General features: G+C 72.4%; 24 protein-coding genes. 13 read left to right on the top strand and 11 right to left on the bottom strand.

The window, feature by feature from the left end; all coding sequences use genetic code 11:
- Positions 1-3: 3 nt before the first annotated feature.
- From ACLJQE_RS33650 to ACLJQE_RS33635, 4 genes are all read right to left on the bottom strand, one after another.
- The gene (locus tag ACLJQE_RS33650; RefSeq protein WP_410643568.1) at positions 4-2199 is read right to left on the bottom strand and encodes a xanthine dehydrogenase family protein molybdopterin-binding subunit; all 2196 of its coding nucleotides are present in this window, start codon (positions 2197-2199) and stop codon (positions 4-6) included.
- Entirely contained in the window at positions 2196-3176 is a 981-nt protein-coding gene (locus tag ACLJQE_RS33645; RefSeq protein WP_410643567.1) for an FAD binding domain-containing protein, read from the bottom strand. The genes ACLJQE_RS33650 and ACLJQE_RS33645 overlap by 4 nt, the downstream gene beginning before the upstream one ends.
- A 6-nt stretch (positions 3177-3182) precedes the next feature.
- On the bottom strand, positions 3183-3809 hold the full coding sequence (locus tag ACLJQE_RS33640; protein WP_410643566.1) for a (2Fe-2S)-binding protein: 627 nt from the start codon (positions 3807-3809) through the stop codon (positions 3183-3185).
- A gap of 443 nt (positions 3810-4252) precedes the next feature.
- Positions 4253-5206, bottom strand: coding sequence for a helix-turn-helix transcriptional regulator (locus tag ACLJQE_RS33635; protein ID WP_410643565.1), 954 nt, complete (start codon positions 5204-5206; stop codon positions 4253-4255).
- Between the two features lie 219 nt (positions 5207-5425).
- Between ACLJQE_RS33635 and ACLJQE_RS33630 the strand changes: the two genes are divergently transcribed.
- The 3 genes from ACLJQE_RS33630 to ACLJQE_RS33620 all read left to right on the top strand — a co-directional run bounded on the left by ACLJQE_RS33630 (position 5426) and on the right by ACLJQE_RS33620 (position 7204).
- Positions 5426-5767 carry a cyclophilin-like fold protein gene (locus tag ACLJQE_RS33630; RefSeq protein ID WP_410643564.1) on the top strand — a complete coding sequence of 114 codons (342 nt, stop codon included), beginning with the start codon at positions 5426-5428 and terminating at the stop codon, positions 5765-5767.
- 15 nt (positions 5768-5782) lie between these two features.
- Positions 5783-6550 carry an SDR family NAD(P)-dependent oxidoreductase gene (locus ACLJQE_RS33625; RefSeq protein ID WP_410643563.1) on the top strand — a complete coding sequence of 256 codons (768 nt, stop codon included), beginning with the start codon at positions 5783-5785 and terminating at the stop codon, positions 6548-6550.
- 69 nt (positions 6551-6619) lie between these two features.
- Positions 6620-7204, top strand: a complete 585-nt coding sequence (locus ACLJQE_RS33620) for a dihydrofolate reductase family protein (protein ID WP_410643562.1) — start codon at positions 6620-6622, stop codon at positions 7202-7204.
- Between the two features lie 15 nt (positions 7205-7219).
- Here the strand turns inward: ACLJQE_RS33620 and ACLJQE_RS33615 are convergent, their stop codons facing one another.
- Positions 7220-8209, bottom strand: a complete 990-nt coding sequence (locus ACLJQE_RS33615; protein ID WP_410643561.1) for an RNA polymerase subunit sigma-70 — start codon at positions 8207-8209, stop codon at positions 7220-7222.
- An 85-nt stretch (positions 8210-8294) separates the two neighbouring features.
- On the opposite strand from ACLJQE_RS33615, the gene ACLJQE_RS33610 reads away from it, so the two are divergent.
- From ACLJQE_RS33610 to ACLJQE_RS33575, 8 genes are all read left to right on the top strand, one after another.
- Positions 8295-8618 carry a DUF6204 family protein gene (locus tag ACLJQE_RS33610; protein ID WP_410643560.1) on the top strand — a complete coding sequence of 108 codons (324 nt, stop codon included), beginning with the start codon at positions 8295-8297 and terminating at the stop codon, positions 8616-8618.
- 196 nt (positions 8619-8814) lie between these two features.
- Positions 8815-9537 carry a response regulator transcription factor gene (locus ACLJQE_RS33605; RefSeq protein WP_410643559.1) on the top strand — a complete coding sequence of 241 codons (723 nt, stop codon included), beginning with the start codon at positions 8815-8817 and terminating at the stop codon, positions 9535-9537.
- Positions 9538-9710: 173 nt separating this feature from the next.
- Positions 9711-11132 (top strand): aspartate aminotransferase family protein, encoded by a 1422-nt coding sequence (locus tag ACLJQE_RS33600; RefSeq protein ID WP_410643558.1) that lies wholly within the window; start codon positions 9711-9713, stop codon positions 11130-11132.
- The gene (locus tag ACLJQE_RS33595) at positions 11129-12172 is read left to right on the top strand and encodes an NAD-dependent epimerase/dehydratase family protein (protein WP_410643557.1); all 1044 of its coding nucleotides are present in this window, start codon (positions 11129-11131) and stop codon (positions 12170-12172) included. The genes ACLJQE_RS33600 and ACLJQE_RS33595 overlap by 4 nt, the downstream gene beginning before the upstream one ends.
- A 48-nt stretch (positions 12173-12220) precedes the next feature.
- Positions 12221-13231, top strand: a complete 1011-nt coding sequence (locus tag ACLJQE_RS33590; RefSeq protein ID WP_410643556.1) for a glycosyltransferase family 2 protein — start codon at positions 12221-12223, stop codon at positions 13229-13231.
- The gene (locus ACLJQE_RS33585; RefSeq protein WP_410643555.1) at positions 13228-14358 is read left to right on the top strand and encodes an endonuclease/exonuclease/phosphatase family protein; all 1131 of its coding nucleotides are present in this window, start codon (positions 13228-13230) and stop codon (positions 14356-14358) included. Before ACLJQE_RS33590 ends, ACLJQE_RS33585 begins: the two co-directional genes overlap by 4 nt.
- Positions 14355-15302, top strand: coding sequence for a hypothetical protein (locus ACLJQE_RS33580; protein ID WP_410643554.1), 948 nt, complete (start codon positions 14355-14357; stop codon positions 15300-15302). Before ACLJQE_RS33585 ends, ACLJQE_RS33580 begins: the two co-directional genes overlap by 4 nt.
- Positions 15303-15663: 361 nt before the next feature.
- Positions 15664-16461 (top strand): AfsR/SARP family transcriptional regulator, encoded by a 798-nt coding sequence (locus tag ACLJQE_RS33575; protein ID WP_410643553.1) that lies wholly within the window; start codon positions 15664-15666, stop codon positions 16459-16461.
- A 60-nt stretch (positions 16462-16521) separates the two neighbouring features.
- Here ACLJQE_RS33575 and ACLJQE_RS33570 read toward each other — a convergent pair whose 3' ends face one another.
- The 5 genes from ACLJQE_RS33570 to ACLJQE_RS33550 form a co-directional block, all read right to left on the bottom strand.
- A complete protein-coding gene (locus tag ACLJQE_RS33570; protein WP_410643552.1) occupies positions 16522-16689 on the bottom strand; it encodes a hypothetical protein in 168 nt (55 codons plus the stop codon).
- A gap of 128 nt (positions 16690-16817) precedes the next feature.
- Positions 16818-17261 (bottom strand): MarR family winged helix-turn-helix transcriptional regulator, encoded by a 444-nt coding sequence (locus tag ACLJQE_RS33565; protein WP_410643551.1) that lies wholly within the window; start codon positions 17259-17261, stop codon positions 16818-16820.
- A 14-nt stretch (positions 17262-17275) separates the two neighbouring features.
- Entirely contained in the window at positions 17276-19798 is a 2523-nt protein-coding gene (locus ACLJQE_RS33560; RefSeq protein ID WP_410643550.1) for an excinuclease ABC subunit UvrA, read from the bottom strand.
- A gap of 100 nt (positions 19799-19898) precedes the next feature.
- Positions 19899-20312, bottom strand: a complete 414-nt coding sequence (locus tag ACLJQE_RS33555) for a RidA family protein (RefSeq protein WP_410643549.1) — start codon at positions 20310-20312, stop codon at positions 19899-19901.
- Between the two features lie 46 nt (positions 20313-20358).
- On the bottom strand, positions 20359-21609 hold the full coding sequence (locus ACLJQE_RS33550) for an aspartyl protease family protein (RefSeq protein ID WP_410643548.1): 1251 nt from the start codon (positions 21607-21609) through the stop codon (positions 20359-20361).
- Between the two features lie 102 nt (positions 21610-21711).
- On the opposite strand from ACLJQE_RS33550, the gene ACLJQE_RS33545 reads away from it, so the two are divergent.
- A complete protein-coding gene (locus tag ACLJQE_RS33545) occupies positions 21712-22386 on the top strand; it encodes a response regulator transcription factor (RefSeq protein ID WP_410643547.1) in 675 nt (224 codons plus the stop codon).
- On the top strand, positions 22383-23750 hold the full coding sequence (locus tag ACLJQE_RS33540; RefSeq protein ID WP_410643546.1) for an ATP-binding protein: 1368 nt from the start codon (positions 22383-22385) through the stop codon (positions 23748-23750). The genes ACLJQE_RS33545 and ACLJQE_RS33540 overlap by 4 nt, the downstream gene beginning before the upstream one ends.
- Positions 23751-23795: 45 nt before the next feature.
- On the opposite strand, the gene ACLJQE_RS33535 is transcribed toward ACLJQE_RS33540, so the two are convergent.
- Positions 23796-24800, bottom strand: coding sequence for a hypothetical protein (locus ACLJQE_RS33535; protein WP_410643545.1), 1005 nt, complete (start codon positions 24798-24800; stop codon positions 23796-23798).
- Positions 24801-24827 lie beyond the last annotated feature (27 nt).

Here is a 24827-nt window from a genome sequence, read left to right as displayed (position 1 = left end):
CCCTCACAGCAGTGCCTCGGCGGTGATCGGGAAGTCCCGGACACGTCGCCCGGTGGCGTGGAAGACCGCGTTGGCGATGGCCGGCGCGACGCCGACCAGGACCAGCTCGGCCAGGCCCTTGACGCCGAGGGGGTCGGCTTCGCGGTCTTCGCCGTCCAGGTAGACCGCGCGCAGGTCGGGGACGTCGGCGTTGACGGGGACGAGGTAGTCGGCGAGGTTGGCGTTGACGATGCGGCCGTCGCGCGGGTCGGTGACGGTGTGCTCCAGCAGGGCCGCGCCGATGCCGCCGACCATGCCGCCGAGGGCCTGGCTGTCGGCGAGCTTGGGGTTGACGATCCGGCCCGCGTCGTAGACGCCGAGCATGCGCCGGAGGCGGACCAGCCCGAGGCGGGCGTCGACGGCGACTTCGGCGAACACGGCGCCGTAGCCGTACATCGAGAACTTGTTCTGCTCCGGCGGTGCCCACGACCCGATCGCCTCGAGGTGATCGCGGCCGGTACGGGCCAGCAGCTGCCGGTAGGTCTCCCCGCGCGTGGGGTCGTTCTTCGGGTGCATGCGTCCTTTTCGGACTATGACGTCGCCGGGATCGACGCGGTGCAGCGGGGATCGCGGGTCGCCGACCGCGAGCGCGATGGCTTGGCGGCGCACCTGGTCGCAGCCGTCCTGGACGGCGGAGCCGACGCTGGCCATGGTCATCGAGCCGCCGTGGGGCGGGGTCGGCGGCATGAGCGAGTCGCCGAGCCGGAAGTCCACGGTCTCCATGGTGAGGCCGAGCGCGTCGGCGGCGACCTGCGGCATGGACGTGTAGGTGCCGGGGCCCATGTCGCTGGTCGCGGACCGGACCAGCGCGGTGCCGTCGGCGTTGAGGCGGACGTGGGCCTGGGCGGGCGCGCGGGCGGTGTCGTAGACCGCGGCGGCCATGCCGGTGCCGATCAGCCAGTCGCCGTCCCTGGTGGAGCGTGGGGCCGGATTCCGGCGCGGCCAGCCGAACTCGCGGGCGCCGACGGCGTAGCACTCGCGGAGCCTGCGGGTGGAGAAGGGCTGCCCGGTGGATTCGTCGGTGGCGGGTTCGTTGCGCAGGCGGAGCTCGACGGGGTCGACGCCGAGCCGGTGCGCGAGCTCGTCCATCGCGGATTCGATGACGAGGGCGGCGGAGGCGTAGCCCGGGCCGCGCATCCAGATGGGGGTGTTCACGTCCAGGGGCACGGTCGAGTACGCCTGGCGGACGTTCGGCGTGGAGTAGAGCATCTGGCCCGGTGCCAGCATCGCTTCGGTGAACGTCTCGTAGCTGGAGGTTTCGCCGCGGATTTCGTGGGTCATCGCGGTGAGCCGTCCGGTGCGGTCGCTGCCCAGCCGGAGCCGGTAGGAGTACGCGGGCCGGAAGCCGGTGCCGAAGTACAGCTGCCGCCGGGCGAGGACGAGCTTGACCGGGCGGCCGGTTTCGCGGGCGGCGAGCGCCGCGATGGTGGTGTGGGGCCAGGCGCGCAGGCCGCTGCCGAACGCGCCGCCGACGAACGGCGAGATGACCCGGATCGACGTCTGCGGGATGCCGAACACGGCGGCGAGTTCCTGTTGCGTGCCGCCGACCACCCATTGGGTCTTGTCCCAGACCGTGAGCCGGTCGCCGTCCCAGCGGGCGAGGGTCGCGTGCGGCTCCATGGGGTTGTGGTGGTTGCGGGCGGTCCGGTAGGTCAGGTCCAGCCGGACCTGCGCGGCGTTCAGCGCGCTTTCGGCGTCGCCCCGCGAGTAGGTCGACGGCGGGTCGGCCGGGGCGGTGGCCAGGTCGGTGCCCGGCTGCTCGGCGGCGTAGGCGACCTTCACCAGGCGCGCGCCCTGCTGGGCGGCCTCGTGGCTGGTGGCGATCACGACGGCGACCGGCTGGCCGAAGAACCGGACCCGGTCGTCCTGGAAGACCCGCAGCCGCGAGCCGGGCGCCGGGTTGTTCGACCCCGGGTTGTCCAGGTAGGCCAGCCGGGGTGCGTTGAGGTGGCTGAGCACCCGCTGGACGCCGGAGTGGGCGCGGGCGGCGCCGTCGTCGATGCCGGTGATGCGGCCGCGGCCGACGCTGCTGTCGACGACGGCCGCGTACAGGACACCGTCGGCCGGGTGGTCGGCGGCGTAGCGCGCGCGTCCGGTCACCTTGAGCCGTCCGTCCACCCGGGACTGCGGGGTGCCGACGGCGATGCGGGGCTGGGTCATCGGGTACCTCCCACGACGCGCAGCTGGCGTTCGACCGTGCGCTTGAGCAGTTCGACCTTGAACCCGTTGTGCCGCAGCGGCCGGGCGCCGTCCGCCGCTCGCTGCGCGGCCTCGCTCCACAGCGATTCCGACGGCCGCTTGCCGAGCAGGTGCCGCTCGACGGCGGGGAGTTTCCACGGAACGGTGCCCACCCCGCCGGCGGCGACCTTCGCCACGCGGATCACGCCGCCCTGGACCTGGAGCGCGACCGCGGCCGAGGTCAGCGCGAACTCGTAGCTCTGGCGGTCCCGCACCTTGAGGTAGCCGGACCGCAGCGGGCGCGGGTACGCGGGAATTTCGACGGCGGTGATCAGCTCGCCCGGACGTAGTGCCTGTTCCCGGTCGGGAGTGCTGCCGGGCTGCAGGAGGAATCCCGAGAAGGGAACGGTGCGCTCGCCGTCGGGTCCCAGCAGGCGCACGGTCGCCTCCAGGGCGGCGAAGGCGACCGCGACGTCGGACGGGTGCGTGGCGACGCACGCGGCGGAGCCGCCGAGGATGGCGTGGCCGCGGTTGTAGCCGTCGAGGGCGGCGCACCCCGCGCCGGGTGCCCGTTTGCCGCAGTTCGCGGTCACGTCACGGAAGTAGGTGCAGCGGGTGCGCTGCATGATGTTGCCGCCGATGGTGGCCATGTTGCGCAGCTGCGCGGACGCGCTCAGCTCCAGCGCTTCGCCGATCACCGGGAAGGCGCTGCGGACCCGCGGGTCGGCTGCGGTGTCGGCCATGCGCACCAGCGCGCCGATCCGCATGCCGCCGCCCGGGGTGACCGTGATGTCGCGCAGCGGGAGAGCGCTGATGTCGACGACACTGCCGGGGCGTTCGACGGTTTCGCGCATCAGGTCGACCAGGGTCGTGCCGCCGGCGATGAAGCGCCCGCCGCGCCGCCCGGCCGCGACGGCGGCCCGGACATCGCGCACTTTGGTGTAGGAGAAGGGTTCCACCGCGCGTCAGCTCCCCGCCTGCTGGATGGCTTTGACGATCTTGACGTAGCACCCGCACCGGCAGAGGTTGCCGCTCATCGCTTCCCGGATCTCCGCCGGGGATCCGGTGCGGCCTTCCTCGATGCAGCCGAGGCCGGACATGATCTGCCCGGGGGTGCAGTACCCGCACTGGAACGCGTCCTGGTCGATGAAGGCCTGCTGCAACGGGTGCAACGCCCCGGTGTCACCGGGGGACAGTCCCTCGATGGTGGTGACCTGCGCGCCTTCGAGCCGGACCGCCAGGGTCAGGCAGCCGTTGACGCGCCGGCCGTCGACGAGGACCGTGCACGCGCCGCAGGCACCGGCGTCGCAGCCCTTCTTCGTGCCGATCAGCCCGAAGTGCTCGCGGAGCAGGTCCAGCAGCGAGGTCCGGTTGTCCACGGTCACGGTGCGGCGGGTTCCGTTGACGGTCAGGGAAACCCGGCTGCTCGAAGCGCCGGCGCCGGCCGCGGCGGGTGCGGCGCCCAGCAGCGCCGGACCGGCCACGGCAACGGCACCGCTCACCGCCGACGCGGCGATGAACGTCCGCCGGGGGTGGGCCGCCGGCGAGTCCGCCTCGGGGTTTCCGGGTGCGTGAGGATCTTCGGAGGGCATGGATCCGACCGAACCAGGTGTCCGCGCGGGGTGGGAGTCACTGGCGAGAGGTGTACCGGCAGTACCTCGTCCAGCGGGCGGATCGCTCGTATGATGGCCCGTTGGCTTGCTCTACACGGCGCGGCCACCTGCTCTTCTTCGCCGGTCGAGGGCCACCGGCTCCGCTTCGTGAGCGGATGGCGAGGGCGATGAGGGGCCGAACACGGGCCGGCGCTCGCCGTGGCCGGGCGTCCGTCAGGTCGAAGACCTGGCCGGGGTCGATGTGCCCGGTGAGGACGCGGTCGATCAGGTCGGGCAGGTTCGCGCAGGTGTTGTCCGAGTGCGGTGGCGGTGGCGGTGGCGGGCCGGACGGCTCGCGAACATCGGCCAACCGCCTTTTCGGGCCGGCGGCGAGTCACTGACGAAAGGTGTACCGGCAGTACACCCCAACGTGGGGTGCCGGGCTACTCCGCCGGACCCTGCTCGCCTTCCGCGCCACGCTTGGTGCCGCTCGCCTCCCTGCGCGTGGCCGGGGTAAGCGCACTGTCCACAGTGGTGTGTTCGGCTTCCTGCGTGGCTGTCCAGGAGGACAGCAACCGCAGCGCCTCTTCCGACGGCGAGCCGGGCTCGGCGGTGTAGACAGTGAGGGTGAGCCCGGGTTCGGCGGCCAGCTCCAGGCCTTCGTAGGCGAGGGTGATGGTCCCGACGATCGGGTGGTGGAAGGTCTTCGACCCGCTGCCGTGGTGGCGGACGTTGTGCGCGCCCCACCGGGTGCGGAACTCCTCGCTGCGGGTCGACAGTTCCCCGATCAGGTCGTGCAGGCCCTTGTCGTGGGGATTGCGGCCCGCTTCGATGTGCAGGATCTCGACGCAGACGTCGGCGAAGAAGCCCCAGTCCGGGTAGAACCGGTACGAAGCCGGGTCGAGGAACTGGAACCGGGCGAAGTTCGGCGGCTGCTGGGGGCTCGCGTAGACCTCGGAGTAGAACGCCCGCGCGAGGTGGTTCGCGGCCAGCAGGTCCATCCGTCCGTTGCGGACGAACGCGGGTCCGTCGGTGACCGCGTCGAGCACCCATTGCAGGCTGGGGCGCGGGGTCCACTGCCTGGCCTTCGGCCGCCGCCGCAGGATCGCGCTCGTGCCGTCGGCGGCGCGGGTGAGGGCGAGCAAGTGGGCCCGCTCGGCGTCGTCGAGCTGCAGGGCCCGGGCCACCGCGTCCAGCACGGACGGCGAGACACCGGCGAGGTTCCCGCGTTCGAGCTTCGCGTAGTACTCGACGCTGACGTCGGCCAGCATGGCGACCTCGCTGCGACGCAGTCCCGGCACCCGGCGCTTGCTCCCGGCGGGCAGCCCGGCCTGTTCGGGTGTGATCTTGGCCCGCCGCGAGACGAGGAACTCGCGGATTTCCTGGCGATTGTCCACCTCGCCACCTTAGGTCCGCTCACCCGGGCGAAGGGTGCTCTGCCAGTACACCTTTCGGGAGAACCTTCCGGCGCACGCGGATCCTTGCTTGCCTGGGAGGCGGTCCCGCCGGCCGCGGTTCTGCCGGCCGCGGTCGCCTGCGGTGCCGAAACGCCGCCGTCCTCGCCACCTCAGGCGTCCTCGACGACCCTCGCACCGACAACCGGGAGCACCACCACCGTGAACATCCGCCTCACCACCGACGGCCACGTCGTGCACGCGGCGCTGAACGACAGCGCGGCCGCTCGTGATTTCGCCTCCCTGCTCCCGCTCACCCTGGAGCTGAGCGACTTCCACCAGACGGAACGGATCTCCGATCTGCCCCGCCGGCCGGCCACCGACGGCGCCCCCGCGAGCGCCGAACCGAAAGCCGGCGACCTCGCCTTCTACGCCCCCTGGGGCAACCTGGCCATCTACTACCGCGACGCTCCCCGCGCGGACGGTGTCGTCGTTCTCGGCCGCCTGGCCGACGGCGGAGCCGAGGTGCTCGCCACCGCCGTCCGGGTCACCATCGAACGCTGAAGGGGAGAGGACGAGATGAACCCCACCTACGACTTCAGCGGCCAGGTCGCCTTCGTCACCGGTGCCGGATCCGGGATGGGGCTGGCCACGGCCCGCGCGTTCGCCGAGTCCGGCGCGGCCGTCGGCCTGACCGACGTCGACGAAGCCGCGCTGGCCGCGGCGGAGCGTGACCTCACCGCCGCCGGACACCGGGTTCTCGCGCTGACGTGCGACGTCACCGACGAAGAGCAGGTCGCCGCCGCGGTCGACCGCACGGTCGAAGCGTTCGGCCGGCTCGACCTCGCTTACAACAACGCGGGCATCCAGCTCCCGCCGAGCGACGCCGCGGACGAACCCGCCGAGCGGTTCGACCGGGTGCACGCGATCAACCTGCGCGGGGTGTGGGCCTGCATGAAGCACGAACTGCGGCACATGCGGGCGCAGGGCGGCGGCGCCGTCGTCAACTGCTCCTCGCTGGGCGGTCTCGTCGGTCTTCCGGGCCGGGCCTCCTACCACGCGTCCAAACACGGGGTGATCGGCCTGACCACCAGTGCCGCGCTCGAGTACGCCCCGCGCGGCATCCGCGTCAACGCGGTCTGCCCCGGCACCATCGATACCCCGATGGTGCGCGACATGATCGCCGAGGGGGAGCTCGACCGCGCCGAAGCCGAGGCCGGCCAGCCCATCAACCGGCTCGGGACCGCGGAAGAGATCGCCCAAGCCGTGCTGTGGCTGTGCAGCCCGGGAGCCGCGTTCGTCGTCGGCGTGGCCCTGCCCGTCGACGGCGGCTACGTCGCCCGCTGACGGGACCGATCAGGTTTTCGCGCCGCGCCCGTCGGTACGGGGGAAATCGACTCACGAGAGGCCGGCACCATGCGGAAACTGATCTTCGCCATGAACCTGACTCTGGACGGCTACATCGCCGCGCCCGGCGATGACCTCGGCTGGAGCGGGGGTGGGGGAGCGGACTCGTCGCCGAGCGACGAGCTGTTCCAGTGGTGGTCCGACCGGGTGGCCGCGACGGGACTGGCGCTGTACGGGCGCAAGCTGTGGGAGGCGATGAATTCCCCCTGGTCGACCGCCGACCGGCAGCCCGGCGCCACACCGGCGACGATCGAGTACGCCCGCCGCTGGCAGGACCTGCCGAAGGTGGTGTTCTCCTCGACGCTCGCCCAGGTCGAGGGGAACACCCGCCTGGTCACCGGCGACGCGGTCGCCGAGATCACCCGGCTCAAGGCCGGGGACGGCGGCCCGATGGACATCGGCGGCGCGACGCTCGCCGGGGCTGCCGTGCGGGCCGGGCTGATCGACGAGTACGTGCTGGTCACCGTGCCGGTCCTGGTCGGCGGCGGCACGCCGTTCTTCACGGCGCTGGACAGCTGGGTGAACCTGAACCTCGTCGAGACGCGGACGTTTCCCGGCGGCGTGGTGCTGACCCGGTACGAGACGCGGTGCTGAGGGGGGACCTGGTGATCACCGCGTCGGGGGCAGGCCCAGCCACGGTTTGCCGGTGGCGTCGAACCCGGTGAGCTCGGCGATCTTCCCGTCGACGACGTGCAGGACCGCGACGGCGAACAGCCGGTGCTCCGGGTCGCCGGGGGTGCGGAGGTACAGCGCGGCGGCAGGCATGCGGTTGACCGTCGTGGCGATGCCGCGCCAGTCGTCGTGGCCGGGCCGGAAGAGCCCACCGGAGACCCAGCCGTCCACCGCATCCCCGGCCGTCGTGGTCACGGTGCCCGGGTCGGGCAGCATCGCGAAGCGCAGGTCGTCGCGCAGCAGGGAGATCAGCCCGTCGAGGTCGTTGCGCTCGTGGGCGTCGATGTACGACCGCACCACGCCGCGCTCGGCAGCCGACTGCCCGGGGCTCCGCCAGTCGAGGCGGCGGCCGGGCAGCTGCTCGCGCATCGTCACGCGTGCCCGCTGCAGTGCGCTGGTCACCGACGCAACGGTCAGCTCGAGGGCGCCGGCGGCCTTCGCCGCCGGCCAGCCGAGGACGTCGCGCAGGATGAACACCGCCCGCTGCCGCGGCGGCAGGCGCTGGACGGCGACGATGAACGCCAGCTCGATCGTCTCCCGCGCCACCACCGATTCCTGCGGGTCCGCGGGGAGCATCCGGTCGGGGTACGGCTGCAGGTGCGGCAGCTCGGCGCCGGGGTCCGGCAGCCCGGCCGGGACGGGGGTGCGCTTGTCCAGGAAGTCGAGGCAGACGTTCGTCGCGATCCGGTACAGCCAAGTCCGCAGCGCGGCGTGGCCCTCGAACGACGCCCGCTTGTGCCACGCGCGCAGGAACGTCTCCTGCGTCATGTCCCGGGCGTCCTCGTAGTTCGCGAGCATCCGGTAGCAGTGCACCTGCAGCTCACGCCGGTGGCGTTCGGTGAGGAGCGCGAACCGCGCGGTATCGCCGGAGCGGACCGCCGCGATGAACGTGTCCTCGCCGGCGTCCGGCGGTTCGGTGTCGGTCATGGTCGGCCATCCTGCCACCGCCGGGGACTCGCCCGGCGTGGAAAACCAGTCCGCTCCCGGAGCGTGCTTCGGTACCCTGACGCGCATGCCGACCTACCGCGTCCTCGTCCGGGGCAAGTTCGACCGGCCGGCCGGGGCCGTCCGCGAGAAGCTCTTGGCCAACGCCAGTGACGACGACCTTTCCGGCCTGTCGTTCAGCGAAGCGGGAACGCTGACCTACAGCCGGCACCTGGGCGGGTTCAGCTTCCGGGTCCTGGTCGAGGTCGACGCGGGTGACGACGCGACGCAGCGGGCTCACGACGAAGCCCAGCTGCGGGCGATGGATCTGCTGGAACGCGAGGGTTATCCGTACCGCGACCTCACGGTCAGCGCGACCCGCATGGACGACGTCCGCACCACGCGCCGCTGAGGACGGCCGACGCGCCGGCATCCGCCACCTCCGGGTTCCCGCCGGTCCTGGCCTCGTGCAGCGGTCCTTGATCCTTCCTTGAGCGCCCGTCCACACGATGACCGGCAGGCGGAAGCAGGACTCACTCCACCCTTGGACAGGATCGACGAAGAGCTGCCGTGCCGCGGGCACGAGACTTTTGCGACTGGGGAGCGAAGTGGCATTCGAGCGCGAACACCGCCCGGCGGACCGGTGGACCGAGGTCGTGCTGGCCGAGCAAGGGCCGCTCGACCGGGCCGAAACGAGACGGAAGCTGGAGCGGGACCCGGCGTTGCGCGTGTCGGCGGAGGTCGAGTCACTCGCCTCGCTGAGAGCGGTGGTCCGCGCGGTGTCGCCGTCGGCGGTGGTCGTCGCCGTGGACTTGCTCGGCAGAGCGGACGAAGCTGCCCTGGCCGGCCTCGTCGTGCCGGTGCTGCTCATCGGCGGCCCCGAGGACGGTGACCGCGTCGCCCGCCTGCTCTCCCCGCGCGTGCGGGGATTCGTGTGCCGGTCGAGCGGGGCGCGCGAACTGGCGGGTGCCGTCCGCGCGGTGGCCGCCGGCCACGCCAGCCTGCCACCCGCGGTCGCCGGGAAACTGCTGGACACCCTCGTGCGCGACCAGCCGCGGCCGGCCGTGTTCGACCAGCTCACCCAGCGCGAACGCGACGTCCTGCAGTACATCTCGCAGGGGATGACGACGGCCGAGATCGCGGCCGAGATGGTGGTGCAGACGAGCACCATCAAGTCGCACATCTACCACCTGCTGCAGAAGCTGCGGGTCCGGGACCGCACGCAGGCGGTCGCACTGGCCTACCGGTCGGGCATCGTGCAGGTGCCGGCGCAGCCCACCCCGCTCGACCGGTTCGCCGACGACGGGGACGTCCGGCTGACGTCGGCCTGAGAAAGCGTCTCCGCCAGAGGAACGAGAAGGCCGGGCACCTTGGTGTCCGGCCTTCTCATTCTTTTGGCGGAGAACGAGACAGCGGACATCTCAGACTGTCGCCTGAAGCGTCCCGCGACGGCTCTGCCGTAGCTTTCATCGGAGTCGGCCGGAAAACCGTCACGAGGAGCACCATGGCCAGCCTGATAACCGTCGAAGAATGCGAATCCCTCACCGTCAAGCAATTGCAGGCGCTTTACCGGGACCACGTGAGCCGGTCCCAGGTCTCGCTGATGTCCACGTTCGGTTTCGGCAAACGGCTCGTGGACAGCGCGGACGGGGTGTGGATCACGACCCGGGACGGGGAGCGCATCCTCGACTTCACCGGCGCGGTCGGCGTCCTCAACCACGGCCACAACCACCCGCGCATTCTCGCGGCGAGAAGGCGCTTCCAGGAACGGCACCGGATGGAGGTGCACAAGGCGTTCCTTTCGCCCTACGTCGCCGCACTCAGCCACAATGTCGCCGAAGTGCTGCCCGGCGACCTGAACATCTCCTACTTCCCCAATTCCGGTGCCGAGGCCAACGAGGGCGCGGTCAAACTCGCCTACAAGTACCACGAAGGCAAGCGGAACACGATCCTCCGGTCGGACATCAGCTTCCACGGCAAGCTGCTGGCCACCGGGAGCCTGACCGGATCCCGGGAGAACAGTTTCGAGTTCCCCGGCATCCCGAACGTTTCCTATCCGTTCGGTGACGTCGAGGCCGTGCGCGAGCTGGTGGCCGCGCACCGCCGGCCCGACGGCACGTCCGACGTCTACGCGCTCCTCGTCGAGCCGTTCAGCGCGTCCACCATGCGCCACTGGAGCGAAGAAGCACTGCGTGAACTGCGGGCGCTCTGCACCGCGGAGGACATCGTGCTGATCTTCGACGAGATCTACACCGGCTGGGGCAAGACCGGCAGCCTGTTCTACTTCATGCGCCACGAGGGCCTGGTGCCCGACGTCCTCACCTATTCGAAGTCCTTCGGCGGCGGCAAGGCGTCGATCTCCGGCTACACCGTGCGCGAGCCGCTGTTCCGGCAGGCCTACGACCGGCTCGGCGACGTCATCCTGCACACGACCACCTACTACGGCTTCGGCGAGGAGACCGCGACCGCGATCGAGGCCGTCAACATCGTGGTGGAGGAGGATTTCCCGCGCCGGGCGCGGGAGGTCGAAGCGGTGCTCGGCGCCGGCCTGGAACGGCTGCAGAAGGAGTTCCCCGACACCATCACGCGGGTGTCCGGTACCGGCTCCCTGTTCGGCGTCTTCCTCGACAACGGCCCGGCCATCCTCAGCATGGCGGCCCGGCTCGCGCCGTCCGGGTTCGCCAAGGACCCGAAGTTCCGGACCAAGCTCGTGACCAGCGCCGTGATCAGCGAGCTGTACCGGGAGCACGGGATATTGACGTACTTCAGTCCCAACGGTGACACGCCGCTGGTGGTCGCGCCGTCGCTGGTGGTCGGCCGCGAGGAGATCGAGCAGTTCCTCGACGCGCTGGGCAAGACCCTCGCCAAGGGCCTGCCGCGGCTGCTGGCGAAGTTCGTCAAGGACCGCGTGAGGGCACAGTGGTGACCCGGGTTCTGGTGACCGGCAGCAGCGGAATGCTGGGCGGCAACCTCGTCCGCCGGCTGCGTGCCGACGGCGCCGAGGTCGTCGGCGTGGACCTGCACCCACCGCGGGAACCGGTGGCCGGGGTCACCGAGGTCCGCGGCGACATCCGTGATCCCGAGCTGCTCGACCGGACCGCCGACGGCGTCGACGCCGTGGTGCACTGCGCGGCCGCGCTGCCCAGCTACTCCGACGGCGAGATCCGGTCGGTCATCGTCGACGGCACCCGCAACGTGCTGCGGGCGAGCCGGGACCGCGCGGTGCCGCGGGTGGTGCACATCTCCTCGACCGCCGTCTACGGCCTGCCGGACGTCGTCCCGACGACCGAGTCGTACCCCCGCAGCCCGGTCGATTCCTACAGCCGGGCCAAGGCCGCGGCCGAGGAGGTCTGCGAAACCTTCCGCGGTGACGGGCTGTGCGTGGCGATGCTGCGGCCCAAGACGTTCCTGGGGCCGGGCCGGATGGGCCTGTTCGCCATGTTGTTCGAGTGGGCGGCCGAAGGCCACAACTTCCCCGTGCTCGGCCGCGGCGACGTGCGGATCCAGATGTTCGGCGTCGGCGACCTCGTCGACGCGGTCGTCACGACCCTCGGCGCGGACCCGGTCCTCGCCAACGACACCTACAACCTCGGCGCCGCCGACTTCGGCACGATCCGCGAGGACTTCCAGTGCGTGCTCGACGCGGCCGGCCACGGCAAGCGGGTCGTGTCGCTGCCCGCCAGGCCGGCGCTGGCCGTGCTCCGGGTGCTGCAGCGGTACAAGATGTCGCCGGTCTACGGCCGGTTGCTGCACAAGCTGATGGCCGACTCCTACGTCAGCATCGACAAGGCCCGCGAGCGGCTCGGCTTCGTCCCGCGGCTGTCCAACCGGCAGGCCATCCTGGACACCTACCGCTGGTGGTGCACGCAGCGCGGGCCGTCCCGCAAGCCGTCCGCCGACACGGGCCGCACCTCACGCGACCCGTGGAACCAGGGCGCGCTGGGCCTGGCGAAGGCCCTGTTCTGACGTGCTCGCCACGGCAAGCCACCCCGACCGGATCGACGGAGAACTCCCATGATCGAGCGGACCCCGCTGGTATCGGTGATCATCCCCAACTACAACTACGAACGCTCCCTGCGGCTGTGCCTGCAAGCGCTGGCCGAGCAGGCGTACCCGCGGCTGGAGGTGATCGTCGTCGACGACGGCAGCACCGACGACTCGGTCGCGGTGGCGCAGTCCTTCGGCGCCAAGGTGGTGCACACGCCGGTCAACATGGGCTGCGCCGGGGCCCGGAACGTCGGCGCGGAAGCCGCCACCGGCGAGGTGTTCTTCTTCCTCGACTCCGACGTCGGCCTCGCGCCGGACGCGGTCGCCAACGCGGTCACCCTGCTGCGGTCCGACGAGCGCATCGGCGCGGTGTGCGGCATCTACGACGCCGACCCGCTGATCGACGACGGGCCCGTCGAACGCTACCGGAGCCTCCAGCTGCACTACGTCCAGGTCGCCTGCGAGGGCCCGATCTCCGGGATCTACCCGGCGATGATGGCCATGCGGGCGGAGGTGTTCGCCGCGGTCGGGCCGTTCAACGCGAAGCTGCGGCACACCGAGGACGCCGACTACGGTGCCCGGCTGGGCCGGGCGTACGAACTGCGGCTCACCTCCGCGGTGCGGGGCAGGCACGACCACGACGACAAGCTGAAGGTGCTGCTGAACAAGGTGTTCACGCGGTCGCTGCTGCGGGTGCCGTTGTTCGCGGGCGGGCAGAAGCTCGGCAAGGGACCGGAGTCGCCCGCTCGCGCGGCCGGCAGCCTGGCCGCGCTGGGCGCGGTGCTGACCGTGCCGCTGCCGCTGCTGGCGGGACCACTGTGGACGGTCGTCCCGGCCGGCCTGCTGCTGGGCTCGATCGCCGCCGACGGGGCGATGTACCGGTTCGTCGCGCGCCGCCGCGGCGTCGGGTTCGGGCTCTTCTTCGTCGGTACCAACCTGGTGTCCAACGTCGCCATCGCGGCCGGGGTGCTGACCGGCGCGGCGCAGTGGGTCCTGTCCCCGCGGTTCCGGCGGATCTACGACGAGGTCCCGGCATGACGGCGGAGACGCTCGAGGAACCGGAGCAGGCGCTTCGGCCGCGGCCCGCCGGGTGGTGTGCCGCCACCCGGGTGCTGGTCGGGCTCACCGCGGCCTGGCTGCTGTTCACCGTGGCCTACGTGCTGTTCACCGGCGGCCCGTGGGTGTGGCTGCTGCCCGGTCTCGTGCCCCCGCTCGCCTTCCTGCTCTGCCCGGTGCTGATCGCGCTCGCCCTCGCGGTGCCGCGGCTGCTGCGGCGGCGCGTGCCGAAGACGGCGTTCCGGCTGGTGCTGGTGATGGCCGTGGCCGCGCTGGTGGCGGGCGCGGGACGCAGCGGGATCAACGTGGCCGCGTTCGGCGGGCACGGTGGCGCGGCCCCGGCTGACGCGCCGGCCGTCGTCGCCTGGAACACCGAGTACTGGCACCAGACCGACGACCCGGACCGGTTCTACGCCTACCTGCACGCGCACCCGGCCGACATCTACCTGCTGCAGGAATACGTGGACCTGGCCGGGGCCGACGGCGCGCGCGACCCGGACGACCTGGCCCGGCTGCGCGCGGAGTTCCCGGGCTACCACGTCGTGGCCCGGGGCGAGCTGCTGACGTTGTCGCGGTACCCCGTGCTCGACCGGCCACGGGTCGGGCCGGACCGCGGCCTGCCCGACGGGGCGCCGTACGACGAGGTGTTCGAAAGCGCGAAGGTGCTGCGGACCGACCTGCAGGTGGGTTCGTCGGTCCTGACGGTCTACAACGTGCACCTGCCGGTGCAGGTCGACGTCACCCGGAGCCCGCTGAGCCACGGCTTCTACAGCTACGTCCGCGCGCGGGACGGGCTGCGCAAGGCCCAGCTGGCCGGGCTCGCCGAGGACGTCGCCGCGAACCCGAACCCGCTGCTCGTCGCGGGTGACTTCAACACCAGCCCGGCCATGGGCGACCTCGACGACCTGCGCGGGACGCTGGTGGACGCCGGCCGGGCGAGCTCGTCGCTCTACCCGCGGTCCTGGCCGGCGTCCGCGCCGCTGTGGCGACTGGACTGGACGTTGACCACGCCGGGGGTGCGGGTGCACGACTACCGGTTCGACGACCCCGCCGGGCTGTCCGACCACGACCTGCAGCGGACCCGGATCTCCCTGGCCGGTGGGCGGTGACCGGGCGCAGGGTCTTCGCCGTGGTGCGGGCCGGCTTGTACGTCGCGGTGCTGGGCTTCCTGGGTTACCAGGTGTTCGTGCACCGCGGCGACGTCGCCGCGATGGTGGCGGCGCTGGGCTGGGGACGCTTCGCCGCCGCGGTCGCGATCGCGGCGGCGGGTGCGTGGCTGGGCATGGCGGGCTGGCGTGCGCTGCTCGCGGCGTTCGGCTGCCGGCTGGCGACGCCGGTCGCGGCGAAGGTGTACTTCGTCGCCGGGCTGGGCCGGTACCTGCCCGGCGGCCTGTGGCCCGCCGTCGCGCACGCCGACCTCGCGCGCAAGCTGCGCGAGCCGCCGGGCCTGCTGGCCAGCGCCTTCCTCGCCAGCGTGCTCGTGTCCACGGTCGCCGGCCTGGCGGTCGGGCTGGTGGCGGTGCCCGCGCTGGCCGCGGTCCAGCCGGTGTGGTGGGTGGTCGTGCCGCTGCTCGCGGCCGGCCTGCTGGTCATCGGCACCCCGCCGCTGACCCGGACCGCCGCCGCGATCGTGCGGCGGCGCACGGGCAAGACCGTGGTGCTCCCCGGGCCGCGCGCGGTCTTCGGCGCCGTGGGACTGATGGCGGCCGGGTGGGTGCTCGCCGGACTGCACCTGGTGGTGCTCACCCGGGGGGTGCCGATCAACGGGCTGCCCGGGACCGCGGTGCTCCTCGGCGGGTTCGCGCTGGCGTCGGTCGCCGGCGTGCTGGTGGTCGTGCTGCCCGCCGGGCTCGGGGCACGGGAAGCCGTGCTCGGGCTGGCGCTGAACGTCGCTCTCGCCGAGCCGTCGGTGCCCGCCGTCGTGGCCGTCGTCGCGATGAGCCGGCTCGTGGTGACCGCCGCGGACCTGCTGACCGCCGGGCTCTCGGCGTTCGTGCGGCTTTCCCCCGATGCCGCGGGCGTCGGGCCGAAGCAGCCGTCGGCGGTGGACTGACGCGGAATGCGCTTTCGTATGCCCACCCCGCATCGCGATGGGCAGGCCGATCGAATCCGTGTCGATGCGGGAGGGCCGCCACGAGATCCGCTTGGCGGCCTTCTCGTTTCCGCTGTTTTCGTCGAGGACGGCTGGGTGGCGCATTCGGATTAATCGCGAATGGTGGGTTCTGGACGGTGTACAATACCGGCTCGGGGGTTGTTGACTGGTGGGCGTACCGGCGAAAGGGGCCGGCAGAATTCGAGGCGAGATTCCGGCATGCGCTCCGAATGTGGCCGGCCATTCGAGGGGGAGGGCGGCGTCACGGTCGGTAACACTTCCACATTGGTTCTGGAGACTGTTTTCCTGCAAAGGAGAAAACATGGGGGACCGCACCACCATCACGATCCTGGGCAACTTGTCCATCCGCGGGCGACATCGCACCGAAGCCGCGCCCAGCGCACCCAAAGAGCGTGAAGTGATCGCACTGCTGCTGTTCAACTACGCGCGCATCGTCCCGGTGCACCAGCTGATCGACGAACTGTGGCCGGCCGAACCGCCCCGGCGGGCGCGTACCGCGCTGCAGACGTACATCCTCAACCTGCGCCGCCGGCTCGCCCAGGGCCTGCACCTGCCGCCCGACCAGGTGCGCAACGAAGTGCTGGTGACCCGCAGTGAGGGCTACCGGTTCCAGCTCGCGGACTGCTCCTTCGACCTCCACGAATACCTGGGCCTGGCCGGCGCGGGCGAGCGCGCCGTCGCCGACGGCGACGACGCGAAGGCCGTCGAACTGCTGCGGCGGGCCGAAAAGCTGTGGACGGGCCCGGTGCTGCCGGACATCGACCACGGGCTGCCGCTCGGATCGGAGATCACCCGGCTGGAGCAGCGCCGGGTGGCCACCCGGGAACTCCGGATCGAAAGCGAGCTGCGCCTGGGCCGGCACCGGGAACTGGTCAGCGAGCTGACGATGCTCGTGCACCAGCATCCGTACCACGAACGCTTCCACGAGTACCTGATGTTCTCGCTGCACCGGGTGGACCGCCGGGTGGAAGCGCTGGAAGTCTTCGAGCGCCTGCGGCACGCGCTGCTCGGCGAACTGGGCCTGGAGCCGTCCGAGCGGGTGCAGAACCTCCGCCGGGGAATCCTCGGATCGGACGAAGTGGCGCTCGCGCTCACCTGATCGCCTTCGCGGCCCTCCCCGGACGACGGTTTCCGCCCGCCGCCGGGGAGGGCCGGGTCGTCAGGCCGCTTCGTCCCGTGGCCCGGTCGCCTTGGCGAGGACGAGGAGGAACGCCGTGGCCACCGCGAGGTCGATGGTGAGACCGACGACGTCGATTTTCGGCAGGGTGCCGAACCTCCCGTTGCGCCGATGCCGTGCCGGTACTGCGGATTTCCGGTCGTCGTTCATGGTCGGACCTCCCGTTTCGCCGTGGCCGAGAATGAGGTTACGCGGTCGTGTCGCGCATTGTCCTCAGGCAAAAAACGGGGATTTGTGACGGCTTTTCTCAGACCAGAGACTGAGATTTCCGGAAAAGCTCAGCGGTGGTGGTCGAGGGCGCGCCCGGCGGCACGCAGCGTGGTGAGGGTCCGGTGGAGCTGGGCGAGTGCCCGTTCGGGGAGCACCGAGCCGAGCCGGGCCTGCAGTTCGCCGTCGACGACGACGGCGGCTTTGCCCAGCAGGCGGCGGCCCTTCGCGGTCAGCTCGATGACGGAGGACCGCCGGTCGTGGGGGTGGGGGCGGCGCCGGCAGAGCCCCGACGCTTCGAGCCGGTCGACGACCTTGCTGGTGCCACCGACCGTGATGGAGAACTCCGCGGCGATGTCCTGTACCCGGGCCTCCGGCAGCCGGTCGAGCAGCTGCATCACCTTGAACCAGGTGAGCTGGAGGTCGCACTCGGCCCGCAGGCGCGCGTCGATCGCGTCCCACAGTTCGATCTCGTACTTGACCAGCTCGTCGAACACCTGCCGCAAGTCGGCCATGCTCCGCCTCCGCCCTACCGCTGTGATCCGACGTGGTCCCGCAGGTAACGTCCGGTGACGCTGCCGGTCAGGCCGGCGAGCCTGCCGGGAGCGCCGGTGGCGACGATTTCGCCGCCGGCGGCGCCGCCACCGGGTCCCATGTCGATGACGTGGTCGGCGTTGGCGATCAGGTCGAGGTCGTGTTCGATGACGACGACGGTGGCGCCGTTGCCGGTCAGGCGCCCGACGACGTCGAGCAGGACGCGGACGTCGAGGGGATGCAGGCCGACGCTGGGTTCGTCGAAGACGAAGAGGGTGTCGGCCTGGTCGCGGTGGAGTTCGGACGCCAGCTTGAGACGCTGTGCTTCGCCACCGGACAGCGCGGGAGTGGCTTCGCCGAGCGTGAGGTAGCCCAGCCCGAGGTCGACGAGGGTCTGCAGCCGGGTGCGGACGCGGCGGAGGTCGCCGATCCGGTCCAGCGCCTGTGCCACCGTCAGCGTGAGCACCTCGGGGAGGGCGAGGCCACTTCTGGGAGCGCCGTGCGCGGGGGTGCGGCGGATCGCGCCGGCCTCGGGTGCGTAGCGGGAGCCGTCGCAGTCGGGGCAGACGATGTCGACGTCGGGGAGGAACTGGACGTCGAGCGAGACCTGGCCGGTGCCGTCGCAGCGCGGGCACTTGAGGGAGCCCGTGTTGTAGGAGAAGTCGCCGGCGGCCAGGCCGCGTTCGCGTGCCTGCGGGGTCTGGGCGTAGGCGCGGCGCAGGTCGTCGAGGACGCCGCTGTAGGTGGCGACGGTGGAGCGGACGTTGACGCCGATCGGGGTGGCGTCGACGACGTTCACCCGGGTGATCCGGCCCGGCTCGAGGCCGCGGACGTGGGCCGGCAGCGCCGCGCCGTCGAGGTGCGCGGTGAGCGCGGGGACCAGGCTGTCGAGGACGAGCGTGGTCTTGCCCGAGCCCGAGACGCCGGTCACCGCGGTGAGCCGCCCGGCCGGGAGCTCGAGGTCGAGGGCGTGCACGGTGTGCAGCGGCGCGGTCGACAGCCGCACCGTGCCGAGGGCGAACACCTCGTCTTCGCGGGCTCGTTCCCGCACCACCACCGGTTCGCGCCCGGCGAGGAATCCGCCGAGGAGGGACGCCGGGTGCCGCCCGATGGCCGGGACGTCGCCGGTGGCGATGATCCGGCCGCCTTCGGCGCCCGAGCCGGGACCGATTTCGATCACCCAGTCCGCTTCGCGGATGACCTGGACGTCGTGGTCGACGAGGACCACGGAATTGCCGTCGGCCAGCAGGTCGCGGACGACGCCGAGCAGACCGTCCACATTGGATGGATGCAGGCCGACGGAAGGCTCGTCCAGCACGTAGAGCACGCCGGTGGTGCGGTTGCGCACCGCCCGGGCCAGCTGGATGCGCTGCCGTTCCCCGGTGGACAGCGTCGAGGACGCCCGGTCGAGGCTCAGGTAGCCCAGGCCCAGTTCGACCAGGCGCCGCGCGTTCACCAGCAGCTCGTCGACGATGCTCTCCGCCATGCGCGTCATGGACGCCGGCAGGGCGGGGATCACGGCGGGCGCCCAGGCCAGGACGTCGTCCAGGGTCTTCGCGGTGGCTTCGGCGAGGGTGATGCCGTCCACCAGGGTGGCGCGGGCTTCGTCGCTGAGCCGGGTGCCGTGGCACACCGGGCACACCTGCACGCTGAGGAACTTGCCGACGCGGTTCAGCCCGCGTTCGGTGGCGGCCTTGTCCAGTGCTTCCTGCACCGCCTGGCGCGCGTTGCGGTAGGTGAAGTTCAGCTCGAACAGCTTCCCGTTCTTCGACGGGACGGTGATGTGCCGCTTCTCGGACGGCCCGTGCAGGACGATGTCCCGCTCGGCCTCGGTGAGCTCGGCGTAGGGCACGTCCGTGCGGACACCGAACTCGGCCACCACCTGCGGCATCACCGTGAGCCCGAACATCGACCACGGTGCCACCGCCCCGTCGTCGATCGAGCGGGCCGGGTCGGGGACCAGCGCGGCCTCGTCGACCTCCCGCACCGCGCCCGTGCCGCTGCAGCGCGGGCACGCGCCGTCGGAGTTGAACGCCAGCGACTCCGCGCCGGGCGGGGCGAACTCCACCCCGCATTCCGGGCAGGTGAGGTTCAGCCCGACGGCGACGTCGATCGTCGGTGCCTGCCGGTGGCCGTTCGGGCAGCGGTGCGCTCCCAGCCGGGAGAACATCAGGCGCAGGACGTTCAGCAGCTCGGTCGAGGTGCCGAACGTCGAGCGGACCCCGGGCACCCCCGGACGCTGACGCAGGACGAGCGCGGCCGGAACGTGTTCGACGCTGTCGACCGCCGCACGCGCCGACTGCGACAGCCGCCGCCGCGTGAAGGTCGAGAGCGCTTCGAGGTACCGCCGCGACCCTTCGGCGTACAGCACCCCGAGCGCGAGCGACGACTTCCCCGAACCCGAAACGCCCACGATCGCGACCAGCTGTCGCAAGGGGACGGACACGTCGAGGTCCCGCAGGTTGTGAACGCGAGCACCGCGCACCTCGATCGAGACCGGCCCGTCGGTGGTTTGCATGGCCCCGTTCCTCACCCGGTTCGATCGCCGGAAGTAGCTTCCATGGAATTGACCTGGCCGAGTGTAGCCGATCACGGCGCGGGGGAGCGTTGGTCGCCGGCTAAGCCCCCGGTACGGCGGCGATGGCCTCCACCTCGGCCGTGAAGTCCGGCCCGGCCAGCGCGGCCACCACCATCAGCGACTGCGCCGGGAAATCGCCGTCCGGGAACCACTTCGCGAACACCTCGGCTTGCGCTGCCCGGTACCCGGCCAGGTGCTCGGTGCCCGCCACCATGGTCAGGAGCTTGACCAGGTGCCGGGGTCCGGCTCCCTGCGCCGCGAGCAGGAGTTCGATGTTCTCGAAGATCTGCCGCGCCTGCGTCTCCGCGTCCGGGCCGGCGAGCGTGCCGTCCGGGAGGGTGCCGAGCTGGCCCGCGACGAACACGAGCCGGTGCCCGGGCGGCACCTCCGCGAGGTGGCTGTACCGCCCGATCGGCGGCGCGACGGTTCCCGGATTCCAGCGGCGTGGCGTCATGCGGCCATGATCGCAGGGACCGCCGCCGCCCGGGAGCCTGGCCGCGTCAGCGGATGATCACCCGCATGGCGGTGTAGTCGAACGTGACGGCGAACGGCTTGAAGAACTCGTGGGTGAAGTTCGCGATCGGTGTGAACCCGAACTGCCCTGCCTGGCCGGGCCCGGGAATGCCGAGGCCGCCGCGCTCGGAGGCGAAGCCGCGCACGTCGTACCCGGTCGCCCCGCCGAGGCTGATCCGCTCCGCCGTGATCGGGTACACGGTGTTCCCGCCCATCTGCTGCGGGTGCGCGCGGTCCACCGGGATGCCCAGCCGCTCGGCCAGCTCCACCGTGGTGTCGAGGCCGTGGGCGAGCCCGCCGGTGTCGAGGGTGACCACCCGGGGGCCGTAGCCGAGCACGCGGCCCAGCGAACACGGGAAGTGGTCGCCGGCCAGCCAGAGGGGCAGCCGGTCGCCGTCGGTCCGGCACCCGGCCGTCCGGCGCCGCAGCCGAAGGGCCCGGCCGGCGTAGTCCATCGTGGCCAGCAGGTGGTAGAAGACCGTCGTCCCGAGGACGCCGGCCGGCTGTGTGCCGTCGGGGAGGGCCGGCCGCCGGATGGCGGCCCACTGCATCGGGATGTTGCGCAGCTCGATGCCGCCGACGCGCAGCGAGGGCAGGATGCCCAGGTGGATGGTGATCGGCCCGCCCATGGCCCGGCCGGGCACGGTGGCGAGCGAGCGGAGCCCCGCCTCCTCGGCGTCCGCCTGGTTCAGGTCGAGCGGCGCGTAGGTGTCGAGCAGGAAACCCTTGGGGGGACCGCCGTTCACCGACGCCTCGACCGCGGGCACCGGGTCCGTCATGAGGAACGGCAGGCGCGTGTCCGCCACCCCGTGCACCTGCCACGCCGGGCCGTCCAGGTGCGAGTACAGCTCGGCGTGCGCCGCGTCACGCGGGTCACCGGTGGAGCGGAGCAGCGGCACGGCGCGGTCGTGGCGGTCCTGCCGGACGAAGCACTCGGCGAGCCGGTGCCGCGAGGCCGGGTCGCCGAGGCCGACCGCCCGGGACAGGAACTGCTCGGCGTCGGTGAACCTGTTGCCCAGCAAGGCGAGGTAACCCCGCTGCGCGACGGCGTGCGCGTCGTCGGGGTGCTCGGCCAGGATCCGCGCGTAGCCGCGGTCGGCAGCGGCGAACCAGCCATCGGCGAACAGCCGGTCCGGGTCGGCGCCCGTGGCCGCGGCCACGGGCGCGGAGTGCAGCAGCGAGGCGGCGGCGGTGAGGCCGGTGCCTGCGAGGAAGGTGCGGCGGGGGAAATCGGTCATGGTCCCCACGCTGCCGGGCCGCGGATGAGAGAGTCCTGGGCGGACACTGAGAAGATCGTGAGAGCGGCCCGCTTTCCGCTTCGCCGGGTTTACGTTGTGCTCGTGCGGCTTCTGGTGGTGGACGACGACCCGGACGTGCGGGAGAGCCTGCGCGACAGCCTCGAATTCGAGGGCTACGCGGTGGAGACCGTGGCCGACGGCGAGCGGGCGCTGCGCCGGTTCGTGGCCGGGCCCCGCCCCGATCTCGCCATCGTGGACGTGCTGATGCCGGGCGTGGACGGCCTGGAGGTGTGCCGGCGGCTGCGGGCGAGCGGCGAGCGCCTGCCGGTGCTCATGCTGACCGCGCGGGACGGCCTCGGCGACCGGGTCACCGGCCTGGACGCCGGCGCCGACGACTACCTGGTCAAGCCGTTCGCGCTGGAGGAACTGCTCGCCCGGCTGCGCGCGCTCCTGCGGCACAGCGTTCCGGCACCGCGCCGGGAGCCGCTGCGGCACGCGGACCTCGTCCTCGATCCGGTCACCCGCGAGGTGGCCAGGAACGGCAGGCCGATCGCGCTGACCCCGACCGAGTTCGACCTGCTGCGCGAGTTCCTGGCCGCGCCGCGGCGGGTGCTCACCCGCGCCCACCTCCACCGGCGTGTCTGGGGCTACCCGCCGTCGGCCAACACCCTCGACGTCTACGTGGGCTACCTGCGCCGCAAGACCGAGGCGGCGGGCGGTGACCGCCTCCTGCACACCGTGCGCGGTGTCGGGTTCGTCCTGCGCGCCGGCGGATGATGCTGCGTGGCCGGGTCGCGGCGATCACGGCCGGCGTGGTCGCGGCCGCGGTCGTCGGCATCGGCGGCAGCACCTGGTTCGCGACCCGGCACCACCTCCTCGCCCAGCTCGACCGGACACTGCTCGACCAGGAAGTTCCGACGCTCGCCACCATGCGCGCGGGGGCGGCCGGCCCCGCCATGGCCGGCAAGGCACTGCTGTGCGATCCGTCCGCGCACCACGTGCAGCGGTTCCTCGAGGGCATCCAGCTGTTGCGGGCCGACGGCACCGGGTGCGTGCCCGGCGGGGTGGACGCGGTGGTCACCCACCCGGCGGACCACGCCGTGACGGCCGTGACCCTGCGGGACGGGACCTCCGCGGCGGGGGTGCCGGTGCGGGTGGTGCTGCGCCCGGCCGGCGACGGTGACGTCGTGGCCATCAGCCGGAGCCTCGTGCCCGTCGAGGAGACCCTGGCCGGCCTGCGCACGCTGCTGTTCCTGGTGTGCCTGGCGGGCGTGCTCGTCGCGGGCGCGACCGGCCTGCTGCTCGCCCGCCGCGCGCTCGCGCCGCTGGGCCGGCTCACCGCCGCGGCCGAGCACATCGCCCGTACCGAGGACCTGGACACCCCGGTGCCCGTGGCGGGCCGCGACGAGGCCGGCCTGCTCGGGCGGGCGTTCACCGCGATGACGGGCGCGTTGCGGGATTCGCGGCGACGGCAGCGCGAGCTGGTCACCGATGCCGCGCACGAACTGCGCACCCCGCTCACCAGCCTGCGCACCAACGCCGATCTGCTGGCCCGCAGCGAGCGCTCCGGCCGCCCCCTGCCGCCCGGCCGCCGGGCGAGGATCGTCGACCGGTTGCAGGCCCAGGCCGCGGAGTTCGGCGACCTCGTGGGTGAACTGGTGGAGCTGGCCAGGGACACCCGCGAGCCGGACGGCGAGGAGGTCGCGGTGGCGGCCGTGGTCGAGCGCGCGGTCGCCCGCGCCCGGAGCCGGACGACCCGGCACGGCTTCGCGGTGGAGCTGACTCCCTGGTCGACCACCGGCGACGCCGCCGCCCTGGAACGGACGGTGCTGAACGTGCTCGACAACGCGATCAAGTTCTCGCCGCCGGGCTCGGTCGTCCACGTGCACGGCGAGCCGGGCGCCCTGGTCGTCACCGACCAGGGCCCGGGAATCCCGGCGGAGAACCGGGAGCGCGCGTTCGCCCGGTTCTGGCGCGCTCCGGCCGCCCGCGCCCTCCCGGGCTCCGGCCTGGGGCTGGCCATCGTGGCGGCCACGGTCCGCACCCACGGCGGCCGGGTGTGGTTCGCGGACCCGCCACCGGGATCGGGTGCCAGTGTCCACATCGAGCTCCCGCAGCACCCCGGGGCGGCGGGTCGTTAGGTGGGCTGGTGCTCGGTGAATTCCGGTGCGTGCAGGATCGGCCGCCTACGAGCGAAGCCGCGGCCGCGCCACGATTCCGCCTTCGACCGGCTCGACGTACCGGGTGGTGGCGTAGGCGAGCAGTCCGGGAACCTCACCGGGTGGGATGAGCAGCCGTTCGGCGAGGTCGTCGACCGGGGCGGGGTGGCCCCACGCGGCGACGGAGGTGAGGTCCGCGGCGACCCGGCAGTACCGGGTGTGAGCCGCGGCCCGCTCGACTTGGGTGGCGAGCCGGCCGGGCAGGTCGAGGCGTTCGGCCGCGGACGGCGGCCGCTCGGCGAACCGGTGCCGCGTGCCGTCGGGAACGAGCACTCCGGCCGCGACGAGCAGCTCGATGGCGTCGCGGGGCGATTCCGGTGGTGTGCCGCCCAGTTGCGCGCAGAGCGCCGCGTCCGGCGGGTCACCGCGCAGGGGCTCGTCGAGCCACGACTCCGGTGGGGGCGGGCCGTACCCGGCGGCGAAGTGGGCGACCTCCAGCACCGGGTAGCCCAGCACGAGCTGCCAGCCGGGATCCGGGCTGCCGATCGCCGGCCGGGTCCGCCGCACCCAGCGCGGCAGCCCCGGATCGGCGCAGGGCCAGAACTGCAGCAGCCAGACGTCGCCCTCTTCGCCGTCCGTGGCCGCGCGGCGGGCGATCCGGGCGCGGAACAACCCGCGCCGGCCCAGTTCGAGGGTGCCCTCGTCTTCGCCGCCGGTGAGGTCGGCGAAGGCGAGCCGGCCGGTGCGGCTGTGGAACGGCGTTTCGACGACGTCCTCCCACTCGGCGAGGGCGATCCGCGGTGGCCCGTCGTGGGCTTCCAGCCGCACCGCCTGGCCGGGGTCGCCGGCGCGCCCGTGCACCCAGCCGTCACCGGCGGTGGCGATCGTGCCGGACAACGCGTCGGTCGCGAGCTCGCCGAGCAGTGCGTGGCCCTGCGGTTCCCCCGCATCGGGGGCGTGGCGGTCGCGGATCACCAGCACGCCGTGGCCGGGCAGGTATTCGTCGTCCTCGAGAACCCCCAAGAGCGTCATGGCACCAACGTATCGGGCAGCCCCGAC

The organism is Amycolatopsis sp. lyj-346 (genome assembly GCF_046548975.1).
In the GTDB taxonomy this organism is placed as follows: domain Bacteria; phylum Actinomycetota; class Actinomycetes; order Mycobacteriales; family Pseudonocardiaceae; genus Amycolatopsis.
This window is presented reverse-complemented; position numbering and strand designations above follow the sequence as displayed.

Coding starts and splice junctions, on each gene's coding strand:
- ACLJQE_RS33650 (WP_410643568.1), bottom strand. CDS start 2,199: ATGACCCAGCCCCGCATCGCCGTCGGCACCCCGCAGTCCCGGGTGGAC.
- ACLJQE_RS33640 (WP_410643566.1), bottom strand. CDS start 3,809: ATGCCCTCCGAAGATCCTCACGCACCCGGAAACCCCGAGGCGGACTCG.
- ACLJQE_RS33625 (WP_410643563.1), top strand. CDS start 5,783: ATGAACCCCACCTACGACTTCAGCGGCCAGGTCGCCTTCGTCACCGGT.
- ACLJQE_RS33620 (WP_410643562.1), top strand. CDS start 6,620: ATGCGGAAACTGATCTTCGCCATGAACCTGACTCTGGACGGCTACATC.
- ACLJQE_RS33615 (WP_410643561.1), bottom strand. CDS start 8,209: ATGACCGACACCGAACCGCCGGACGCCGGCGAGGACACGTTCATCGCG.
- ACLJQE_RS33610 (WP_410643560.1), top strand. CDS start 8,295: ATGCCGACCTACCGCGTCCTCGTCCGGGGCAAGTTCGACCGGCCGGCC.
- ACLJQE_RS33600 (WP_410643558.1), top strand. CDS start 9,711: ATGGCCAGCCTGATAACCGTCGAAGAATGCGAATCCCTCACCGTCAAG.
- ACLJQE_RS33590 (WP_410643556.1), top strand. CDS start 12,221: ATGATCGAGCGGACCCCGCTGGTATCGGTGATCATCCCCAACTACAAC.
- ACLJQE_RS33585 (WP_410643555.1), top strand. CDS start 13,228: ATGACGGCGGAGACGCTCGAGGAACCGGAGCAGGCGCTTCGGCCGCGG.
- ACLJQE_RS33575 (WP_410643553.1), top strand. CDS start 15,664: ATGGGGGACCGCACCACCATCACGATCCTGGGCAACTTGTCCATCCGC.
- ACLJQE_RS33570 (WP_410643552.1), bottom strand. CDS start 16,689: ATGAACGACGACCGGAAATCCGCAGTACCGGCACGGCATCGGCGCAAC.
- ACLJQE_RS33565 (WP_410643551.1), bottom strand. CDS start 17,261: ATGGCCGACTTGCGGCAGGTGTTCGACGAGCTGGTCAAGTACGAGATC.
- ACLJQE_RS33560 (WP_410643550.1), bottom strand. CDS start 19,798: ATGCAAACCACCGACGGGCCGGTCTCGATCGAGGTGCGCGGTGCTCGC.
- ACLJQE_RS33555 (WP_410643549.1), bottom strand. CDS start 20,312: ATGACGCCACGCCGCTGGAATCCGGGAACCGTCGCGCCGCCGATCGGG.
- ACLJQE_RS33550 (WP_410643548.1), bottom strand. CDS start 21,609: ATGACCGATTTCCCCCGCCGCACCTTCCTCGCAGGCACCGGCCTCACC.
- ACLJQE_RS33540 (WP_410643546.1), top strand. CDS start 22,383: ATGATGCTGCGTGGCCGGGTCGCGGCGATCACGGCCGGCGTGGTCGCG.
- ACLJQE_RS33535 (WP_410643545.1), bottom strand. CDS start 24,800: ATGACGCTCTTGGGGGTTCTCGAGGACGACGAATACCTGCCCGGCCAC.